This is a genomic window from Streptomyces lushanensis, assembly GCF_001700515.1.
Taxonomy (GTDB): Bacteria; Actinomycetota; Actinomycetes; order Streptomycetales; family Streptomycetaceae; genus Streptomyces; species Streptomyces lushanensis.
In genome coordinates this window covers 16,146-33,302 of record NZ_MAUD01000193.1, presented here as the reverse complement: position 1 = coordinate 33,302, position 17,157 = coordinate 16,146, and the positions used below count along the sequence as shown (strand labels likewise).

14 protein-coding genes are annotated in these 17,157 nt (G+C 73.3%); 10 read left to right on the top strand and 4 right to left on the bottom strand.

What is annotated here, in order from left to right; all coding sequences use genetic code 11:
* Positions 1-5 precede the first annotated feature (5 nt).
* Both BFF77_RS35670 and BFF77_RS35665 read right to left on the bottom strand, forming a co-directional pair.
* Positions 6-176: a hypothetical protein gene (locus BFF77_RS35670; protein WP_169922677.1), complete on the bottom strand. Its 171-nt coding sequence runs from the start codon at positions 174-176 to the stop codon at positions 6-8.
* 97 nt (positions 177-273) lie between these two features.
* Positions 274-438 carry a hypothetical protein gene (locus tag BFF77_RS35665; protein WP_169922676.1) on the bottom strand — a complete coding sequence of 55 codons (165 nt, stop codon included), beginning with the start codon at positions 436-438 and terminating at the stop codon, positions 274-276.
* Positions 439-759: 321 nt separating this feature from the next.
* Here BFF77_RS35665 and BFF77_RS17415 point away from each other — a divergent pair, with 321 nt between their 5' ends.
* From BFF77_RS17415 to BFF77_RS17375, 10 genes are all read left to right on the top strand, one after another.
* A complete protein-coding gene (locus tag BFF77_RS17415; RefSeq protein WP_066950385.1) occupies positions 760-2,676 on the top strand; it encodes an AfsR/SARP family transcriptional regulator in 1,917 nt (638 codons plus the stop codon).
* Positions 2,677-2,869: 193 nt separating this feature from the next.
* Complete coding sequence (locus BFF77_RS17410) at positions 2,870-4,012, top strand: radical SAM protein (protein WP_066950383.1); 1,143 nt, start codon at positions 2,870-2,872, stop codon at positions 4,010-4,012.
* A complete protein-coding gene (locus tag BFF77_RS17405) occupies positions 4,009-4,761 on the top strand; it encodes an iron-containing redox enzyme family protein (RefSeq protein WP_066950381.1) in 753 nt (250 codons plus the stop codon). The genes BFF77_RS17410 and BFF77_RS17405 overlap by 4 nt, the downstream gene beginning before the upstream one ends.
* On the top strand, positions 4,758-4,985 hold the full coding sequence (locus BFF77_RS17400) for an aroma-sacti cluster domain-containing protein (RefSeq protein ID WP_066950377.1): 228 nt from the start codon (positions 4,758-4,760) through the stop codon (positions 4,983-4,985). The genes BFF77_RS17405 and BFF77_RS17400 overlap by 4 nt, the downstream gene beginning before the upstream one ends.
* 134 nt (positions 4,986-5,119) lie before the next feature.
* Positions 5,120-8,497, top strand: coding sequence for an adenylate/guanylate cyclase domain-containing protein (locus BFF77_RS17395; RefSeq protein WP_066950373.1), 3,378 nt, complete (start codon positions 5,120-5,122; stop codon positions 8,495-8,497).
* A complete protein-coding gene (locus BFF77_RS17390; RefSeq protein WP_079125242.1) occupies positions 8,494-9,441 on the top strand; it encodes a S8 family peptidase in 948 nt (315 codons plus the stop codon). The genes BFF77_RS17395 and BFF77_RS17390 overlap by 4 nt, the downstream gene beginning before the upstream one ends.
* A gap of 29 nt (positions 9,442-9,470) precedes the next feature.
* Entirely contained in the window at positions 9,471-10,070 is a 600-nt protein-coding gene (locus BFF77_RS17385) for a GAF domain-containing protein (RefSeq protein ID WP_066950371.1), read from the top strand.
* Between the two features lie 106 nt (positions 10,071-10,176).
* On the top strand, positions 10,177-10,317 hold the full coding sequence (locus tag BFF77_RS35660; protein ID WP_169922675.1) for a hypothetical protein: 141 nt from the start codon (positions 10,177-10,179) through the stop codon (positions 10,315-10,317).
* Between the two features lie 64 nt (positions 10,318-10,381).
* Positions 10,382-11,683, top strand: coding sequence for a hypothetical protein (locus BFF77_RS17380; RefSeq protein WP_066950369.1), 1,302 nt, complete (start codon positions 10,382-10,384; stop codon positions 11,681-11,683).
* A 50-nt stretch (positions 11,684-11,733) separates the two neighbouring features.
* Positions 11,734-13,971, top strand: a complete 2,238-nt coding sequence (locus BFF77_RS17375; RefSeq protein ID WP_066950366.1) for a tetratricopeptide repeat protein — start codon at positions 11,734-11,736, stop codon at positions 13,969-13,971.
* Between the two features lie 124 nt (positions 13,972-14,095).
* Here BFF77_RS17375 and phzG read toward each other — a convergent pair whose 3' ends face one another.
* Both phzG and pabB read right to left on the bottom strand, forming a co-directional pair.
* Positions 14,096-14,740 carry a phenazine biosynthesis FMN-dependent oxidase PhzG gene (phzG, locus tag BFF77_RS17370; protein WP_066950394.1) on the bottom strand — a complete coding sequence of 215 codons (645 nt, stop codon included), beginning with the start codon at positions 14,738-14,740 and terminating at the stop codon, positions 14,096-14,098.
* A gap of 187 nt (positions 14,741-14,927) precedes the next feature.
* Complete coding sequence (gene pabB, locus BFF77_RS17365; RefSeq protein ID WP_066950363.1) at positions 14,928-17,105, bottom strand: aminodeoxychorismate synthase component I; 2,178 nt, start codon at positions 17,103-17,105, stop codon at positions 14,928-14,930.
* Positions 17,106-17,157 lie beyond the last annotated feature (52 nt).

Below are 17,157 nucleotides of genomic sequence, written 5' to 3'. Positions count from 1 at the left end.
GCGCGTCAGCAGAGGCTGATGCTGCTGGTGCTGTGGCCCGGCTGGTCCAGGTCCTTGCCGGGAAAGGCGCTGTCCAGCTCCTGGAGCTCCAGCGGCGACTCGGCGTGCGCCTCGACCTCGGCCCCGGTCTCCGCCGGCTCGGTCGACTCGTTCGTGGGCTCGGTGTTCTCGGCCATGACTCCTCCTCGGATGAACGGACCGCCTCCGGCGACAGGGGGTGTGTCCGGCCGCACGGTGACAGCGGCCGTACACACCCCGGTCACAGGGAGCGGATCAGCAGACGGCGACGCTGATGTTGCTGGTGCCCGGCTGCTCCAGGTCCTTGCCGGGGACGGCGCCGTCCAGCTCCTGGAGCTCCAGCGGCGACTCGGCGTGCGCCTCGACCTCGGCCCCGGTCGGCTCGGTGGACTCGTTGGTGGGCTCGGTGTTCTCGGCCATGGTGTCTCCTCGGTTGGCGAACCGTGTCCGGCGACAGGGGTGCGCCGGCAGCACCAGAAGCTAGAGCGGGCCGATTCACGGATGCCCAAAGAGCGGTATGTGTCCGGTATTCCCGCATACCGGAGAAGGAGGACGGGCCGGGTGGCCCGCGGTGAACCGGCAGTCGTCGGTTGCCTCTTGCGTGTGTCCAAGCGGAGATTAATGATGTATCCCGCGCCTATTCATTTCAGCTCATGGCCGCCTGGCGGGCGTGGCCGCCCCCGCGCGCCCCGCCCGGCCGGCCGCCGGCACGCCGCCTCGACCCCAGGAGGTACGAACGTGATGAACGGCATCGCCGAACCGCGGACCGGCGGCATACGGTTCTCCATCCTCGGCCCGCTCTCGGTCCAGCTCGGCCGACGGGCCCTCCCGCTCGGCCCGTTGAAGCAGCGTCTGCTTCTGGCGATGCTGCTCTGCCGGCCGAACAAACCGGTCTCCGTGGACACGCTGACGGACGCGCTGTGGGCCGACATGCCGCCCCGCACGGCCCGTAAGAACCTCCAGGTGTACGTGTCGGCCCTGCGCAGACTGCTGGACGACGCCGGGGCCAGGGACCGGCTGGAGCACCGGGCCGGCGGCTATGTGCTGCGCGTGGACGAGGACGAGCTGGACTCGCTGCGCTTCCACAGCCTCGTACGGTCGGGCAGGGACGCGCTGCGCCAGGGCGCCCCGGTCCCGGCCGCCCGGCTGCTGCGGGAGGCACTCGACCTCTGGCACGGTCCCGCCCTGCCCGAACTCCTCTGTTCCCGGGCGATCCTGGACGAGACCGAGCGTCTGAACAGCCGTTACCTCCAGTTGTACGAGGACTGGGCCGAGGCCGAGCTGAGTCTCGGCAACGCACCGCGCATCGCCGAGACCGTCGCCGATCTCGTGGAGCAGCATCCGCTGCGGGAGCGACTGCGGGCGGTCCAGATGAACGTGCTGTGCCGGCTGGGCCGGCAGACCGAGGCGTTCGCCGCGTACGAGGGACTGCGCCAGCTCCTCGCCTCCGAACTGGGACTTCAGCCGAGTCCCTCGCTCCAGGCGCTGTACCGGTCGATGCTCGACGGCTGTCAGGACGGCACCGGCGCTCCGCCGGGACCGGGCGTGCCGTCCGCCGCCGCGGCCGCGCACAGGAGCGCGCGCTCCCTTCTGCCGCGGGATCCGGGGGACTTCACCGGCCGCCGCGACCAGGTGTGCGCGCTGATGACCCTGCTGGGCCGGGACAGCCCCGCGGAACGGCGGGTCGCGGTGCTCACCGGCCCGGTGGGCATGGGCAAGACCGAGACGGCCGTGCATGTCGCGCACCGGCTCGCCGACGCGTTCCCCGACGGGCGGCTGCTGGTTCGGATGCGCGACGCCGCGGGAGTGCCCCGGCCCTGGCCCGCCGTGCTCGCCGAACTCGCCCGACTCGTCGGCCTCGGCCTCCCGGTGTCCGGCGCGGCGGTCCCGGACGGCGGCACGGCACCGGGCGGCGGAGCGGTGGCGGACGGTCCGGACGAGGCCGCCGCCTTATGGCGGGCCTGGCTGGCGCACCGAAGACTTCTGCTCCTGCTGGACGACGCCGCCGCCGAGGCCGACGTCCGGCCGCTGCTGCCCGATGCCGGTGCCAGTGCCGTGGTCGTCACCGCCCGCTCCCAGCTGGGCGGACTCGCCCCGGCCCACCGGCTCGCGCTGGCCCCCTTCTCCATGGCCGAGGCCCTCGACCTGCTGGCGGGCATCATCGGGCGCGACCGGCTGGGCACGGACCCGGGCGCCGCGGAACGCATCGTCGCGGCCACGGGCATGCTGCCGCTGGCCGTCCGGGTGAGCGGACTGAAACTGGCCGTACTGCGCCATCTCCCGCTCGGTGAGTACGCGGCGCGGCTGGCCGACGACAGCACCCTGCTCGACGAACTCACCGCGGGCGACATGGACGTACGCCCCCGGCTGTCGAAGTGCTGGAGCGAGCTGCCCGAGGCGAGCAGAACGGTGCTGCGCCGCCTCGGGACCCTTCCGGGACCCGTCTTCACGCTCCACGAGGCGGCGACCGTGCTCGCCCACGGGCAGGACCAGGCCCGCAGGGAACTGGAGTCCCTGATGAACGCGGGAATGATCGCCCTGCCCGACAGCGAGGTCACCGCGCACGCGGTGCTCTACGAACTCCCGCGTCTGCTGCATGTCTACGCGCGGCAACAGTCCCTCCCCGGTCCGGCCGGCGCGCGCCACGCGATGGCCTGACCGGCTCCGGCGCGCCGCCGCGCGGCCGGCGTCACGTGCCGGCCGGGATCGCCGCGAGGGCTTCGGGGGACCCGTCGCCGACCTGCGGATTTACCGATAACAAGGCGTCTGTGACCGGGGTTCCGAACCCGTCGCCCGGAGACTTTCGTACACCGCGGACCAGCCGCGCGTCACCGGGAGAGGAGGAACCGCCGTGGAGCTCGCCGAGCTGATGAGTCTGCGCCCGCTGCCCGGCGCCGGGCTGCTGCTGAATCTCACCCGCCGCTGTCCGCTGCACTGCGCCCACTGCTCCTCCTCGTCCACCATGGAGTCGGAGGAGCCGGACGGCGACCGGCTGCTGCGCTTCGTCGGCTCGTTCCGCGCGGACGACCGTCCGGACGTGCTGATGATGTCCGGCGGTGAGCCCCTGCTGCGGCCGGATCTGGTGACGGCCCTTGCCGGGCGGGCCCATCGGGCCGGTACCCGCTGCGCGCTGCTCACCGGGGCGTTCTTCGCGGCCGACGACGCACGCGACGCACCGATCCCGGCGAGGATCCTGCGTGCGATCAACGCGGTCGACCACTTCTCCGTGAGCGTCGACGCCTTCCACGAACGGGAGGTGCCGCGCCGGGCGGTCTTCCGCACGGTACGGCGGGTGCTGGACGCCGGAGTGCCCGCCAGTCTCCATCTCGTCGGCTCCGGGCCCGACGATCCGTATCTCACCGGCCTTGTCGCCGAGGTCCGCCGGACCTTCGCGGACCGGGTGCCGATGCTGGTGAACACCGTACGGGCCGTCGGCCGCGCGGCGTCCTGGGCCACCGCCCGGCCGGCCGTGCCCGATCCGCGGCGCGCGCTCCCGTGCTCCATGGCCGCCTGGCCGGTGGTCGCCCACGACGGCACGGTCCTCGCCTGCTGCAACCAGCAGACGGTCGACACGCGTCCGCCGCCCGCCCATCTGACGCTGGGTCATGTCGCGGTGGACACCTGGGGCGAGATCCGGGAACGGTCGTCCTCCTCACCGGTACTGCGGATGATCAGGACGGTGGGACCGGCCCATCTGCTCCACAGGTCGGCGCCTGGCGCCACCGCGCGCGGCTACTGCGCGGGCTGCCGGCGGCTCGGCGAGCATCCCGAGGCCCTGGCCGTCGCGCACCGGACCGCCTCCGGGGCCGCGGGCGCGCTGCTCGACCGGCACGCGGCCCGGCTCCAGTCCGAGGCGGGCCCGGTGGCGCTCGTGCGGCGCCACGGCAGCGCCCGCCACGCCGGCCTGGTGTCCCTCGGTACGGCCACGACGGGTCCCGCGGTGCCGGACTCCGCGGCGGCGCACCGCGGTTCGGGACAGGAGACACCACGATGACGGCGCTCGCGCAATCGGGGACCGACACGGGCACCACCGTCCTCGCCGGACAGGCGCTCCGGGCCAGGCTCGCGCTCACCGCTCCGGCGCTCGGCGCGTCGACCGCCCGGCTGTGGCGCGCCCCCGGACTCCGGGAGCGGTACACCGCGTACGTACGGGCCATGCACGGGGTGATCCGGGCGTCCGTACCGCTGATGGAACGCGCGGTGGCGCGCTGCGCCGAACTCGGCCCGCGCGACCGGATCGCCGCACCGCTCGCGAGCTATCTCCGGGAGCACATCGAAGAGGAGCGCGGCCACGACAGCTGGCTGCTGGCCGACCTCGCCGCGCTCGGCGGTGATCCGGACTCTCTTCCCACCACGCTTCCCCGGCCCGCCGTCGCCCGTCTCGTGGGGGCGCAGCAGTACTGGATCGAGTACCACCATCCGGTCACGCTGCTCGGTTACATCGCGGTCCTGGAGGCCGGTGCTCCGGCGCCCTGGCTGGCGGACCGCATCGTCTCCCTGACCGGTCTGCCCGAGGCGGCCGTCACCACCGTCCGCGAGCACGCCGCCCTGGACACCGGGCACGCGGCGGAGCTCTTCACCCTGCTCGACCGGCTGCCGCTCGGCTCCGCCCTGGGTTCCGCCGTCACCGTCAGCGGACTGCACACCCTGGACGCGCTCATCGAACTGTTCGGGTGCGTCGACCGTGACGCACGTACCGCACCGCGCCCGTACGGCCCCACGGCAGGAACGGACACGTCATGAACGAGCCCGAAGGCCCTCCCCCGGACCACCCCGCGCCCGACGCGCTGGCCGCCCTGGAGGAGCACGGTTTCCCGCTCTCCGAACTGACCGACGAGCAGCGCCAGGTGCTCCGCGATCTCACTCCGGACGAGGTCTTCCTGCTGCTGGACATCAAGGCGCGCCTGGACGAGGTGGGCCCCGAGGTCCAGGCGCACAGCGAGATCGCCGGCGGCGCCCTCTTCTGACGCCTCCCGCCCGGGTCCGGTGCCTCCCGGACAGGTCCGGTGCCTCCCCTCGCAGCTCTGGTGCCTCTCTCGCGGTTCCGGTGCCTCCTCGCAGTTCCGACGTCTGCCTCCCAGGGCCGAAAGGACAACGATCCATGCGGTGTGCCTCGTGCGAAGGCCTGCTGCCGCGGAGCGCGCGGTTCTGCCCGCTCTGCGGGACGACCGTCGCCGCACGCCCGGCCGCGCAGGCCGAGGAGCGGAGGACGGTGACCGTCGTCTTCTGCGATCTCGTCGGCTCGACCGCGCTGTCGGGGACGCTGGATCCCGAGGCACTGCGCGCCGTGACCCTCCGGTACTTCGGGCTGATGCGGGCCCGGCTGGAGGAGTTCGGCGGCACCGTGGAGAAGTTCGTCGGGGACGCGGTGATGGCCGTCTTCGGCATCCCCGAGATGCACGAGGACGACGCCCTGCGGGCGCTCACCGCCGCGCTCGCCATGCTGGACGCGGTGGAGGAGCTGAACGACACGGAGCTGGAACCCTCGCTCGGGATCCGGCTCCGCGTCAGGATCGGTGTCAACTCGGGCCCTGTGGTGAGCGGTACGGATGTCAGCGCCCGTCAGGCCCTCGTCTCGGGCGAGACGGTCAACATCGCCGCCCGGCTGGAACAGCACGCCGCCCCCGGTGAGATTCTGATCGGCCCGGAGACCCGGCTCGCGGCCGGAGCGGGCGCGCGGACGGAGAGCGTCGGTCCGCTGACGCTGAAGGGCAAGGCCGGTCCGTTCACCGCCTACCGGCTCTCCGGCATCGGGGAGGACGCGCCGGAACTGCTGCGCCGCTTCGACGTGCCCTTCGTGGGGCGCGGGCGGGAGCTGACGGAGCTGGACCTGGCGCTCGCCGATGTCTCCGACGGCCATGGCTCGTATCTGGTCACCGTCTACGGCGACGCGGGGATGGGCAAGACGCGTCTGCTGCACGAGTGGCGTGAACGCGCCGCGTCGTCCGTGGTCTTCGGCGCGGGACGCTGCCGCCCCTACGGGGATCACGGCAGCCTCGCGCCGCTGGCCGAGGCGGTCACCGCGCTCCTCGGCCAGAGCGCCGGGACCGGCATCGGGACCGGGAGCGACGAGCCGGCCGACCCCGCCGAACGCGCCGTGTGGAGCGCCGCGTCGGAGGTACTGGCGGCCGGTCTGCTCAAGGACGGCACACCGAACCCCTCGGTCGGCGAGACATGCGCCGCCGTGGTCGCTCTGCTGACCGTCCTCTCCCGGCACCGGACCGTCGTCGTCATGGTGGACGACTGCCACTGGGCGAGCGATCCGCTGCTCGACGTCCTCGACCGTCTGATCGGGGAACTCGACCTGTCCGCCGTGCTGTTCGTCTGTCTGGCCCGTCCCGACCTGCTCGACCGGCGGCCCGGCTGGGGCAGCGGCCGGCTGCGCTCCCGCGCGCTGATGCTGCCGCGGCTGACGGCGGCCGAGTCCGAGACGGTGGCCCTCGCGCTGACCGAGGTGAGCGCCCACCGGGCGGACGAGGACGGCGGCGCGGTGCCCGCCCGGATCCTGGAGGCCGCCGGCGGGAATCCGTTCTATCTGGAGCAGTTGCTCACCGCGGTCGCCGAGCCGGAGTCCGGGTACGGGGCCGACGGCCGCGGCGATCTGCCGCCCACGCTCCAGGCGCTGCTCGGGGCGCGTATCGACGCGCTCGGCGGCCCGGAGAGGGCCGCGCTCGACCTCGCGGCCGTGGTGGGACGGGAGTTCACCGCCGACGATCTGGCCGCACTCGCGGCCGTCTGTCCGGAGGGCGCGCCCGGCGGTCCGCTGCACGGCGGAGCGGCAACCGCGGGTGCCGGTCCGGGTACGGGTACGGACGGCGGCCGTCCCCAGGAGGCTGTCCGCTCCGCGCTGACCCGGCTCAGCAGGCGACGTCTGGTGCAGCCGGTGGGACGGACCACCTCGGACCGCGCTCCGCTCCGGTTCAGCAATGTCATCGTGCACGAGATCACCTACGAGTCCCTGGCCAAACGCGTCCGGGCCGAGCGGCACGAGCGCGCCGCCGAGGTGCTGCCGGCGGGGGCCGGCGGCGCGAACGGGGCCGCCCGGGACACGGCTCCCGGGCACCCGGCCCCCGAGCGGGACGCGGCCGTGGCGGGCCATCTGGAGCGCGCCTTCCGCTACCGGGCGGAGCTCGGCGTGCTCGACGCCCGTACGGAACAACTGCGCCGCCGCGCCGCCCGGTTGCTCGTCGCGGCCGGCTCCCGGGCGCTCGCCCGCTCCGATCTCGCCTGGGCGGGCACACTGCTCGCACGGGCGGTGGAGCTCTCGGCGGGAAGGCGGGCGGGGACGGAGCCCGAGTGGGCCGAGGCCGCGCGGCGTCTGGGCGAGGTACGGCTCGCCACCGGCCGGACCGACGAGGGCCGCGGACTGCTGCTGACCGTGCTCACCGCCGCCGGGCAGGGCGCCGGCGGGGGTACGGACACGGCGGACGTCCCCGCCGTGGAGGCGGCCCACGCCCGGCTCGCGCTGGCCGCCGCGCCTCCCGCCGACGTACCCGGCGACATCGCGGAGACGGCCCGGCTCACCCTGCCCGTGTTCGAGCGGGCCGGTGATGAACTGGGCCAGGCCAGGGCCTGTATCCGGATGGCGCAGGAGCGCCAGCTCCAGGGCCGGCACGGCCAGGCCGACGCCCTGCTCACCCGCGCCCTCGGCCACGCGGTGCGCCACGACGCGGAACCGGAACGTGCCTTGGCGCTCGGCGCCATCGGTGTCTCGCTGTGGCGGGGGCCCGAGCCGGTGGACACGGCGCTGGCGCGCGGCTGCGAACTGCTGGCCGAACACGGCGGCCCCCGGCCGACCGTACAGCTGACGCTCAACTGTCCGCTCGCGGTCCTCGTCGCCCTGTGCGAACAGTGGGACGAGGCCCGTGCCCGGCTCGCCGGCGCACGCCGGATCGCCGCCGAACTCGGCTATGCCGAGGGCGCCGTGGTGGTGCCCATGTTCGCGGCGGCGGTGGAGTCGCTCGCGGGCCGGGACGGCCGGGCGCTGGATCTGCTGGACGAGGCGGCGGACGCCGGGCGAGCGCTCGGGGCCGCGGGACTGCTCGGAACGGTGACCCGCGAGGCCGCCCGCGTCCTGCTGGACGCGGGCCGCGTGGAGGAGGCCGAGGAGCGGCTCGCCCCGCACTCCGCCACGGCCTCCGGGGTGTCGTGCGACGGGACCGCCATGGCCGGCACGGCCGGCAGCGGTCTGCCGCGCTCCGACGCGGCGGATCTCTACGGCGTCCTCGCCCGTATCTGCGCCGCGCGGGAGCGCGCCGAGGAGGCCCTCGCACTGGCCTCACGCGCCGTGGGCGCCGCCGGTGCGACCGATTCGCCGGTCGTCCAGGCGGTCGCCCTGCTGGACCGCGCCGAGGTGCTGGGGCGGCTCGGCCGCCGGCCGGAGGCACGGGAGGCCACGGAGCTGGCGCGCGGACGGTTCGCGGCGAAGAGGCATCTGCCCGGTCTGCGCCGGGCCGCGCGAACGGCGGAGTCGGTATGAGCGACAGACACGCCGGGCCCGGCGAGCGGTACGGCGCGGCGCCGGGAAGCCGCGCGGCGGACGGTGACAGGACGAGCGGAGACAGAACGACGGGTGGCAGGTCGAGCGCAGACAGGACGGCGCACCGTCCCGGCCTGGTCTGGAGTCTGCGCGGCGAGGGCCCGCGGGACGTCCGGGTCACCGCCGACGCGCCCGCCATGCCCGCACCGTCCACCTGGGCCGACGCCCGGGGGCGCGGGATCAAGGTGTGTGTCGTCGACTCCGGTGTGGAACGGGACCATCCGCTGATCGGCGCCGTCGACGGCGCCTGGGCCGTCGTCCAGGGCCCCGACGGGATCACGGTGGAGCGCACCGAGAGCGGCGACGCCTGCGGACACGGCACGGCCTGCGCGGGAATCATCCGCGCCACGGCGCCCGAGTGCGAGCTGTACAGCGTCCGGGTGCTGGGCAAGGGTTTCTCGGGAACGGGCGACATCATGCTCGCCGGTCTGCGCTGGGCGGTCCGCCAGGGCTTCGACGTGATCAATCTGAGCCTCTCCACCACCCGTACGCGCTTCGCGCCGGAGCTGCACGCCCTCGCCGACGAGGCGTACTTCCGCAGGACCGTGATCGTGGCCTCGGCCCACAACACACCGGTGGAGAGCTTCCCTTGGCGGTTCGCCTCGGTGATCTCGGTCGGCAGCCACCGGGAGAGCGACCCGGAGCTCTATCTCTACAATCCGCGGCCTCCCGTGGAGTTCTTCGCGCCGGGCCAGGACGTACGGGTCGCCTGGCTCGGCGGCACCACGATGCGGACGACGGGCAACAGCTTCGCGACGCCGTACATCGCGGGCCTGTGCGCGCGGATCCTGTCCGAGCACCGCCGGATGACCACCTTTCAGCTCAAGACCGCTCTCTACCTGTCCGCAGCAAACGTCGAAGTCGCCGCCGGGGGTGCGCAGTGAGGGAAAGCAGTGCGGGGGACGGGTCCACGGTGTCCGGGGCGCCGGCCGTGTCGGGGGTCGATCCGGTCGATCCGCTCTCCGGCGAGCTCCTGCGGTCCGTGGTGGACGTGGCGCGGGCCATCTTCGGAGCCGAGGCGAGTTCGGTGTTCCTGCTGGACGAGGCCGCGCACGAACTGGTCTTCCAGGCGGTCTCGGGGCGCGGCGAGGCGTTCCTGGTGGGGCGGCGCTTCCCGGCGGACAGCGGTATCGCGGGCTGGGTCGTCACCTCCGGCGAGCCGGTGATCGTCGCGGATCTGTCGCGCAACGCCGCGTTCGACCGTGACTTCGCGAAGTCGACGGAGTTCGTGCCCGACGCGCTGATGGCGGCGCCGCTGATCCACGGCGACCGGGTCCTCGGCGTACTGGAGGTACTCGACCCGGCGCCCCAGGCCCGCTCCAGCCTCGGTGAACTCGATCTGCTCGCCCTCTTCGCCCGGCAGGCCGCCACGGCCCTGCGGCTGGCGGACGACCGCCGCGGACCGCCGCGGACCGCGGATCCCGGCCCTTCGCCGGATCTCGCGGCGGGCCCGAGGTCCCGGGCACTGGATCTGCTGGAGGACCTGAGGAGCGTCCTCCAGTCGCCCGTCTGACGGCGGGCGGCCCTCCGGAACGGCCCTCCAAGGACGGCCCCCAAGCTTCCGGCCCCGGATCCCCGGAGCCGGACCGCGATCGATACCCCAGAAGGAGGTGAACACCATGAAGAAGACCGGATCCCTCAAGAAGATCACGGTGCGTGTTGCCGGCCCCGTCCGTCTGACGGCCGCCGCCAGCGCCATCTACGGCAACACCTGCGAGCCGACCACGCCCACCTTCCCCACCTTCCCGTTCCCGCACTAGTCCGCGGGGAGGGTGCCGCCCCGCACCGCGGGGCGGCACCCCTCGCCCGCCGAAGGAACCCGTCATGAGTGGCACTGTCGAGCACGATCCCGGAGAGGTCGACCTCGACCTGCCGGTCACTGTGCATCCCCTGGTCTATCTCGACGAGGGCGAGACGACCACGCTGGGCCGCCCGGACATCGACGCGTACGTGATCCTGCCGACCGACGGGGCCGAGCTGGTACGCCGTCTCGCCGCCGGTGACACTCCGCGCGAGGCCGCCCGGTGGTACGAGACGACCTACGGCGAGGAAGCCGACGTCGCCGGACTCATCACCGATCTGAGCGAGGTGGGCCTGCTGCGGCTGTCCGCCGGAGGCACGGCCGCCACGGACCGGACCGGCACCGCCACGACCGCCACCGGCCCCGCCGCCGCGGGCTCCGCGACCGACGCGCGGGCCGACGAGGGGCCCGTACGCTGGCAGCGGTTCGGGAAGGCCGTCTTCTCCCCGCCGGCCGCGGCCGTGTACGCCCTGGTGGTCGCCGCCGCGATCACCGCTTCCGTGCTGCGCACGGATCTCGCGCCGCACTACCGGCACATCTTCTTCTCCGACTACTACACCATCGTCGAACTCGGCCTGTTCGTCGGCCAGGTGCCGCTCATGCTGCTGCACGAGGCGGCCCACGCGCTGGCCGGCCGCCGGCTCGGGCTGCGCACCCGGCTGTCGATCGGACGCCGGCTGTACTTCGTCGTGCTGGAGACCTCGATGGACGGCCTGGTCGTCGTCGAGCGCGGGAAGCGGTATCTGCCGATGCTGGCCGGTCTGGGCGCCGACGCGGTGGTCTGGTCCGCGCTGACTCTGATCGCCGCAGGCACCCGGGAGCCCGACGGAAGCTTCTCCGCCCTCGGCAGGGTCGCTCTGGCGCTCGCCTTCAGCACGATCCTGCGCATGGTCTGGCAGATGTACTTCTATCTGCGCACCGATGTCTACTACCTGGTCACCACGGTGCTGGGCTGTACCGATCTGCACGGCACCTCCGTGCAGGTGACGAAGAACCGCTACAACCGGCTGCGCGGCAGGACGGAACGGCTGGTCGACGAGTCCGTCTTCTCGCCCGCCGACCGCAAGGCCGCGCAGTGGTACAGCTGGGTGATGCTCGTCGGCTACGCGGTGATGCTCACCAGTCTGGTCCTGGCCGGGCTGCCCACGGCGTACCGGTTCCTGACCGGTGTCCTCGGCCGGCTGACAGGTGACGCCGCGACCGCGGAACTGGCCGACTCGGCCACGCTCGTGGCGCTCAACGTCCTCCAGTTCGGCATCGTGGGTGTGCTGGCCTTCCGGGCCCGGCGGGCCAGGAAGTCGACACTCCGTCCCCTCAGTGAGTAGACCCGCCGTTGCGGCGGGCACCCGTCATGCCAGCGAGTAGGAGAGCAGCCGTGTCAGACGTCCCCCACCAGTGGATCCGCGCCCGCCATCGGCACGACCGGCGACGGCTGCTCGCGGCCGGGGCAGAGGTGCCCGTACTCGCCGTACTCGACGCGCACCGGCGGCTGCGCGGACCCTACTCGGCCGGCGGCGCGCTGCTGCGTACGGTCGTGCCCGAGGCGCTGCGGGACTGGCCCGGCCTCGTCGCCGCGCACGAGACGGAGATCCTCGCGCTGACACCGGAACTGCGCGGTGTCGTGCCGGCCACCCGGGAGACGCTCACCTCGCTGGCCGTGCCGAAGGAGCGGACGCGCTTCTACTCCCGGCTGCGCACCGCACGGATCGCGCACGGTCTGACGGAGTTCCTGCACGGCCATCTGCGCCGTCTCGGCGGCGGTCCCCGGCTGCTCCTCGTGGACAACGCGCACGAGGCAGATCCCACCGACCAGGAACTGCTCGCCATCCTGCTGCGCCGGGCCGATCCCGGTCTGCTGCGGCTGCGGATCGCCACGGCGGCCGACGGGCTGAACACTCCGCCCGGCCCGCTCGCGGAGCCTCTCGGCCCGGCCCTGGAACGCCACGCGCGTGTGATCACCGGCCGGGACACACCGCTGCTGCCGCTGCCGCCGCTGTCCGCCGGGGAACTCGCCGCCCGGTGGGTGGCCGGTGACTGCACCGGTGACGATCCCCGGCTGCGCGCCGCCTACGAGGGTCTCGCCCCGGACGACCGGACCGCCCTGCACGACGCGCGGGCCGACGCGCTCATGGCCGCCGGAGAACCCTCCCTGGCGCTCGGGGCCGTCCCGTACCACCGCGAACACGGCCGGGATCCGTACGGCGCCGGCGCGGGCGCCCTGCGTACCGCCCTGGACATCTGTGTGGACCTGGGCTTCTACCACGCGACGGTGGACTTCGCCGAGCGGGGTCTGGCCCTGGTCGACGCCACGACGGCACGGAACGACTGGTGGGCGTTCACCACCAAGAAGACCACCTCCCTGGCCGCGCTCGGCCGGCCGGAGGAGGCGCTGGTGCTGTACGAGGGTGCGCGCGCGGCCACCGACAGTCCGATGGTCCATATGCAGGCCGCCTATGCCACCGCCATGATCCACACCCGGTATCTCCCCCGCGACGAGCAGGACCATTCGACGGCGCGGGCCTGGGCCAACGCCGCGGTCGCCTTCGCGCAGGCGATCCCGGACGCCGGGGAACGCGCGTTCCAGACCGTCTTCAACCGCAACGGCCTGGCCCTGGTCGCCGTCCACGAGGGCAAGCTGGAGGAGGCGCTGCGGCTGGTCAGCGAGGGCATCGTCTGGCTGGACCGGAGTCTGGGCGCCTCCGAGCACGCGCTGCACCGCTCGGTGCTCAAGCACAACCGCTCGCAGGTCCTCATCGCGCTGGGCCGCTACGAGGAGGCCCTGACCGATCTCGACGATGTGATCGCCGTCGACTCGAACTACGCCGAATACCACTTCGACCGCGGCAATCTGCTGCGCCGGCTGGACCGCCCGGCCGATGCCGTCGTCTGCTACGAGCGGGCGATGGCCCTGTCCCCGCCGTTTCCCGAGGTGGTGTACAACCGCGCGGACACCCGGCTGGAGCTCGGCGACATACCGGGCGCGCTGACGGACTTCGGCTATGCCATCGAACTCGATCCCGGCCGGGTGGACGCGTATGTGAACCGGGCGAGCCTGCGGTACGCCATGGACGACCTGGCCGGGGCGGGTCAGGACATCGGCACCGGTCTCGCACTCGAACCGGACAACGCGCCCCTGCTCTGTCTGCGCGGGCAACTGCTCGCGGCCTCGGACGCGGACGCCGCCCACACGGCACTGACCGGCCTGGTCACCGTCCGTCCCGACTACGCTCCGGCCTGGGCGGCCCGGGCGACGGTCTCCTACGAGCGCGGCGAACTCATGGACGCGATCGAGGACTTCGGCCGCTCGCTGGATCTTGAGGACACTCCCGACGTCCGGTTCAACCGCGGGGTCGCGCATCTGGAGGCGGGAGATCCCGGCAGGGCGCTGGCCGACCTGTCCGCGGTGTTCGAGGCCACCGGCGACCCCGAGGCCCAGCTCCAGCTCGGTGTCTGCCTGCTGCGCCTGGACCGCCCGGCGGAGGCGAGGGCGGCCTTCCACCGCGCCGTCGAGGAGGACCCGGACCTCGCGGCCCGGGTCGAGGCGGAGGCCGGGCTCGTGGTCGGCGTCGGCGGGCACGCCCCCGAGGCCGCCCCGGACGTCCGCCACGGGTGAGCGGACGGCGTACGGCGGCGGCGCGGGAGTGCCCTTCCGGCACCGGCCCGTGCCGTCACCGTACGGCGGCTCCCGCGCCCGTCGCCCCAAGCCGTCACTCGGAGCCGTCGCCCGGAGCCGCCGCTCAGGGCTGGAGACGCCGGACGGTCCATCCTTCGGCCTCGCCCGTGCGTTCGTAGCGCAGCCGCTGGTGCAGTCGGTCCTCGCCGTTGGCCCAGAACTCGACGGTGTCGAACCGCAGCAGATACACGACATAGCCGTCCGGGCGCGGCAGTGCGCCACCGGTCGCGGCAAGGCGCTCGATCTCGGCCCGCAGGGCGCCGACGTCGACGAGTTCCTCGCTCTGGCGGGACACCACCGACGCCGGATGCGTGAACACCGGGCGGCTCAGCCACTTCTCCTCGGCCCGCTCGGTCCCGAGGAGTTCCACCGCGCCGCTGATCACCACCTGCCGGCTCGTCTCACGCCAGTACAGCGTGCCCGAGGCCCACGGGTTCTCGCCGATCTCCCGGCCCTTCTGGCTGCCGAGATGGGTCGCGAAGACGAGGCCCTCGTCCGTGATCTCGTTCACCGCGACGATCCTGCTCGACGGCCGGCCCCGTTTGTCGGCGGTGGCCAGGGCCAGGGCCGCGGGTTCGCGTACGCCGGCCTCCACGGCGGTGTCGTACCAGTGCCGGAAGAGCCCGGACGGCCCGGACGGCGGGTTGTCGTACTCCGGGAACGGGAGCTCGATCGACCCGGTGAGCGTTTCCGATCTGCCCTTGCTCATGATGGCCTCCGCGAAGAGTGAGGTGTCCGTGGCGACAACGGAGTCGATGTCCGAGGAGATCAGACCAGGGCGGTGCCCCGCGCGAACAGGGCGCCCGTCCAACCGGGGGCCCGTCCAACCGCTCCGGCCGGCCCGCCGGCGGCGGCCCGGTCCGGCTGCCGGTCGGATGTCCGGTCCGACGGCCCGCTCAGCCGTCGCACGGGTGGGCGGCGCCCAGCGGCATCAGGCTCTTCGGCCGGCGTGCGGGAAAGGACGCCCCGATCAGGGCGAGCAGCGGCTCCGCCTTCACCGCCGTCTCCTCGAACTCCTCCTCCGGGTCCGACAGCGCGATGACGGCTCCGCCCACTCCGTACCGGACACGGTCGGGCGTCACCAGCGCGGTCCGGATGACCACGCTCAGATCGGCGGCTCCGTTGAGCGAGAAGTAGCCGATGGCCCCGGAGTAGACGCCGCGCGGTCCGCCCTCCAGCTCGTCGATGATCCGCATGGTGCGGATCTTCGGTGCCCCGGTCATCGATCCGGGCGGGAAGGCGGCCCGGACGCAGTCGACGGCGGAGCACTCCGGTCGCAGCCTGGCCCGTACCCGGCTGGTCAGCTGGTGCACGGTCGCGTAGCTCTCGACCTGGAAGACCTCGGCCTCGACGGAGCCCGGCTCGGCGCACCGGCCGAGGTCGTTGCGGACCAGATCGACGATCATCAGATTCTCGGCCCGGTCCTTCTCGCTGACCAGCAGATCCGCCTTGAGCGCCGCGTCCTCGGCGGGCGTCGAGCCTCTCGGCCGGGTGCCCTTGATGGGCCGTGACTCCGCGATCCCGTCCGAGCCGATCCGCAGGAAGCGTTCCGGCGAGGTGCTGAGTACGGACAGCGTGCCGAAGCCGAGCAGCGCCCCGTAGGGCGCCGGGCTGTGCCTGCGCAGGAAGCGGTAGGCGGCCCACGGATCGAGTTCACCGGTCACCTCCGCCGTATTGGTGAGACAGACCTCATATGTCTCACCGGCGGCGATCTCCTCCTGGCACCGGGCGATCAGTTCCAGATAGCGGTCGTGGTCGTGCCGCAGCCGGATGGCCCCGAGAGGATCCGGCGGCTCGGCTCCGGTGGCCCTGCGGCCGGCCGACGCGGTCAGTACGGCGGCGGCCTCGCGCAGCCAGCGCGACGCCGGCGCCTCGTCCCCGTCCTCCGCGAGGGCCAGCAGATAGACCTCGCCCGCGGCGTGGTCGAAGACCGCCGCGCGGTCGGCGAAGACCATGACGGCGTCCGGCTCCTGCGGCCGGTGCCCGTGCTCGCCGCCGCATTCGGCCTTCAGCCCGTACCCCAGATAGCCGACCCAGCCGAGGGCGAAGTCGAAGGGCAGCGGCGGGATCTCGGTCTCCGTGGCCCTCAGGTCCCGGTCCAGCCAGTCGAGGAAGCCGCTATGGAGGGTCTGCGTCCTCCCCGCTCCCCGTACGGTGACGGTGCCGCTCGCCGTGTCGGCCCGGGCCACCCGGGCGAGGGGTCCGGAGGCGTTGCCCATCACGGAGAACCGGCCGCTGTCGGCGTCCGCCCTGGTGCTGTCCAGCCAGAAGGCGTGATCCTCGCCGCGGAACAGGTTGTTGAAGGCGACCTCGGTGTCACAGCGCGCGGTCATCCGCTCCACCAGCACGCGCAGCGTACGGCGGCGGGCGGGCGGCGGCACGGCGGCCGGGAGGGACACGGGTGCGGGTGCGGGTGCGGACGCGGACCCGGACGCCGACTCCGGTGCCCCGGTCGCGGGCCGGTCCAGATCCGCCGACGGGCGGGCGGAGCCGGCGCGCCGGTCCGCCGCGAGCCGGGCGAAGTTGGCCAGCAGGTCCTTGCCGTGGTGGGTGAGGACCGACTCCGGGTGGAACTGCACGCCCCACATGGGCCGTCGCCGGTGCTCGACACCCATCAGGATCCCGTCCGGCGTCCAGGCAGTCGCCGCGAGCTCGTCGGGCAGGTCGGTCACGGCCAGCGAGTGGTAGCGGACCGCCTGGAACGGCGACGGCAGACCCTCGAAGAGGCCCGAGCCGTCGTGGACCACGGGCGAGAGCCGGCCGTGCCACGGCTCGGGCGCCCGTCCCACGGTGGCCCCGTGCAGCAGCGACAGACCCTGGTGGCCCAGACAGACGCCGAGCAGGGGGAGGTCCGCGTACTCCACGATCTCCCGGCAGATCCCGAAATCCGCGGCGTTGGAAGGGTTTCCGGGACCGGGGGAAAGCACGACCGCGTCGAACGCCTCAAGCCTTCCCCGGTGCCATGCGGGGTCGTCGTTGCATACCACGACCGGTTCCCGCCCTGTCACCTCGGCGAGGAAGTGAAAGAGGTTATGCGTGAAAGAATCGTAATTGTCGATGATCAGAGTCCGCACGATGATTCCGTAGTGGGTGATGAGGAGGTCTCCGGGACGAATGACGGAAACG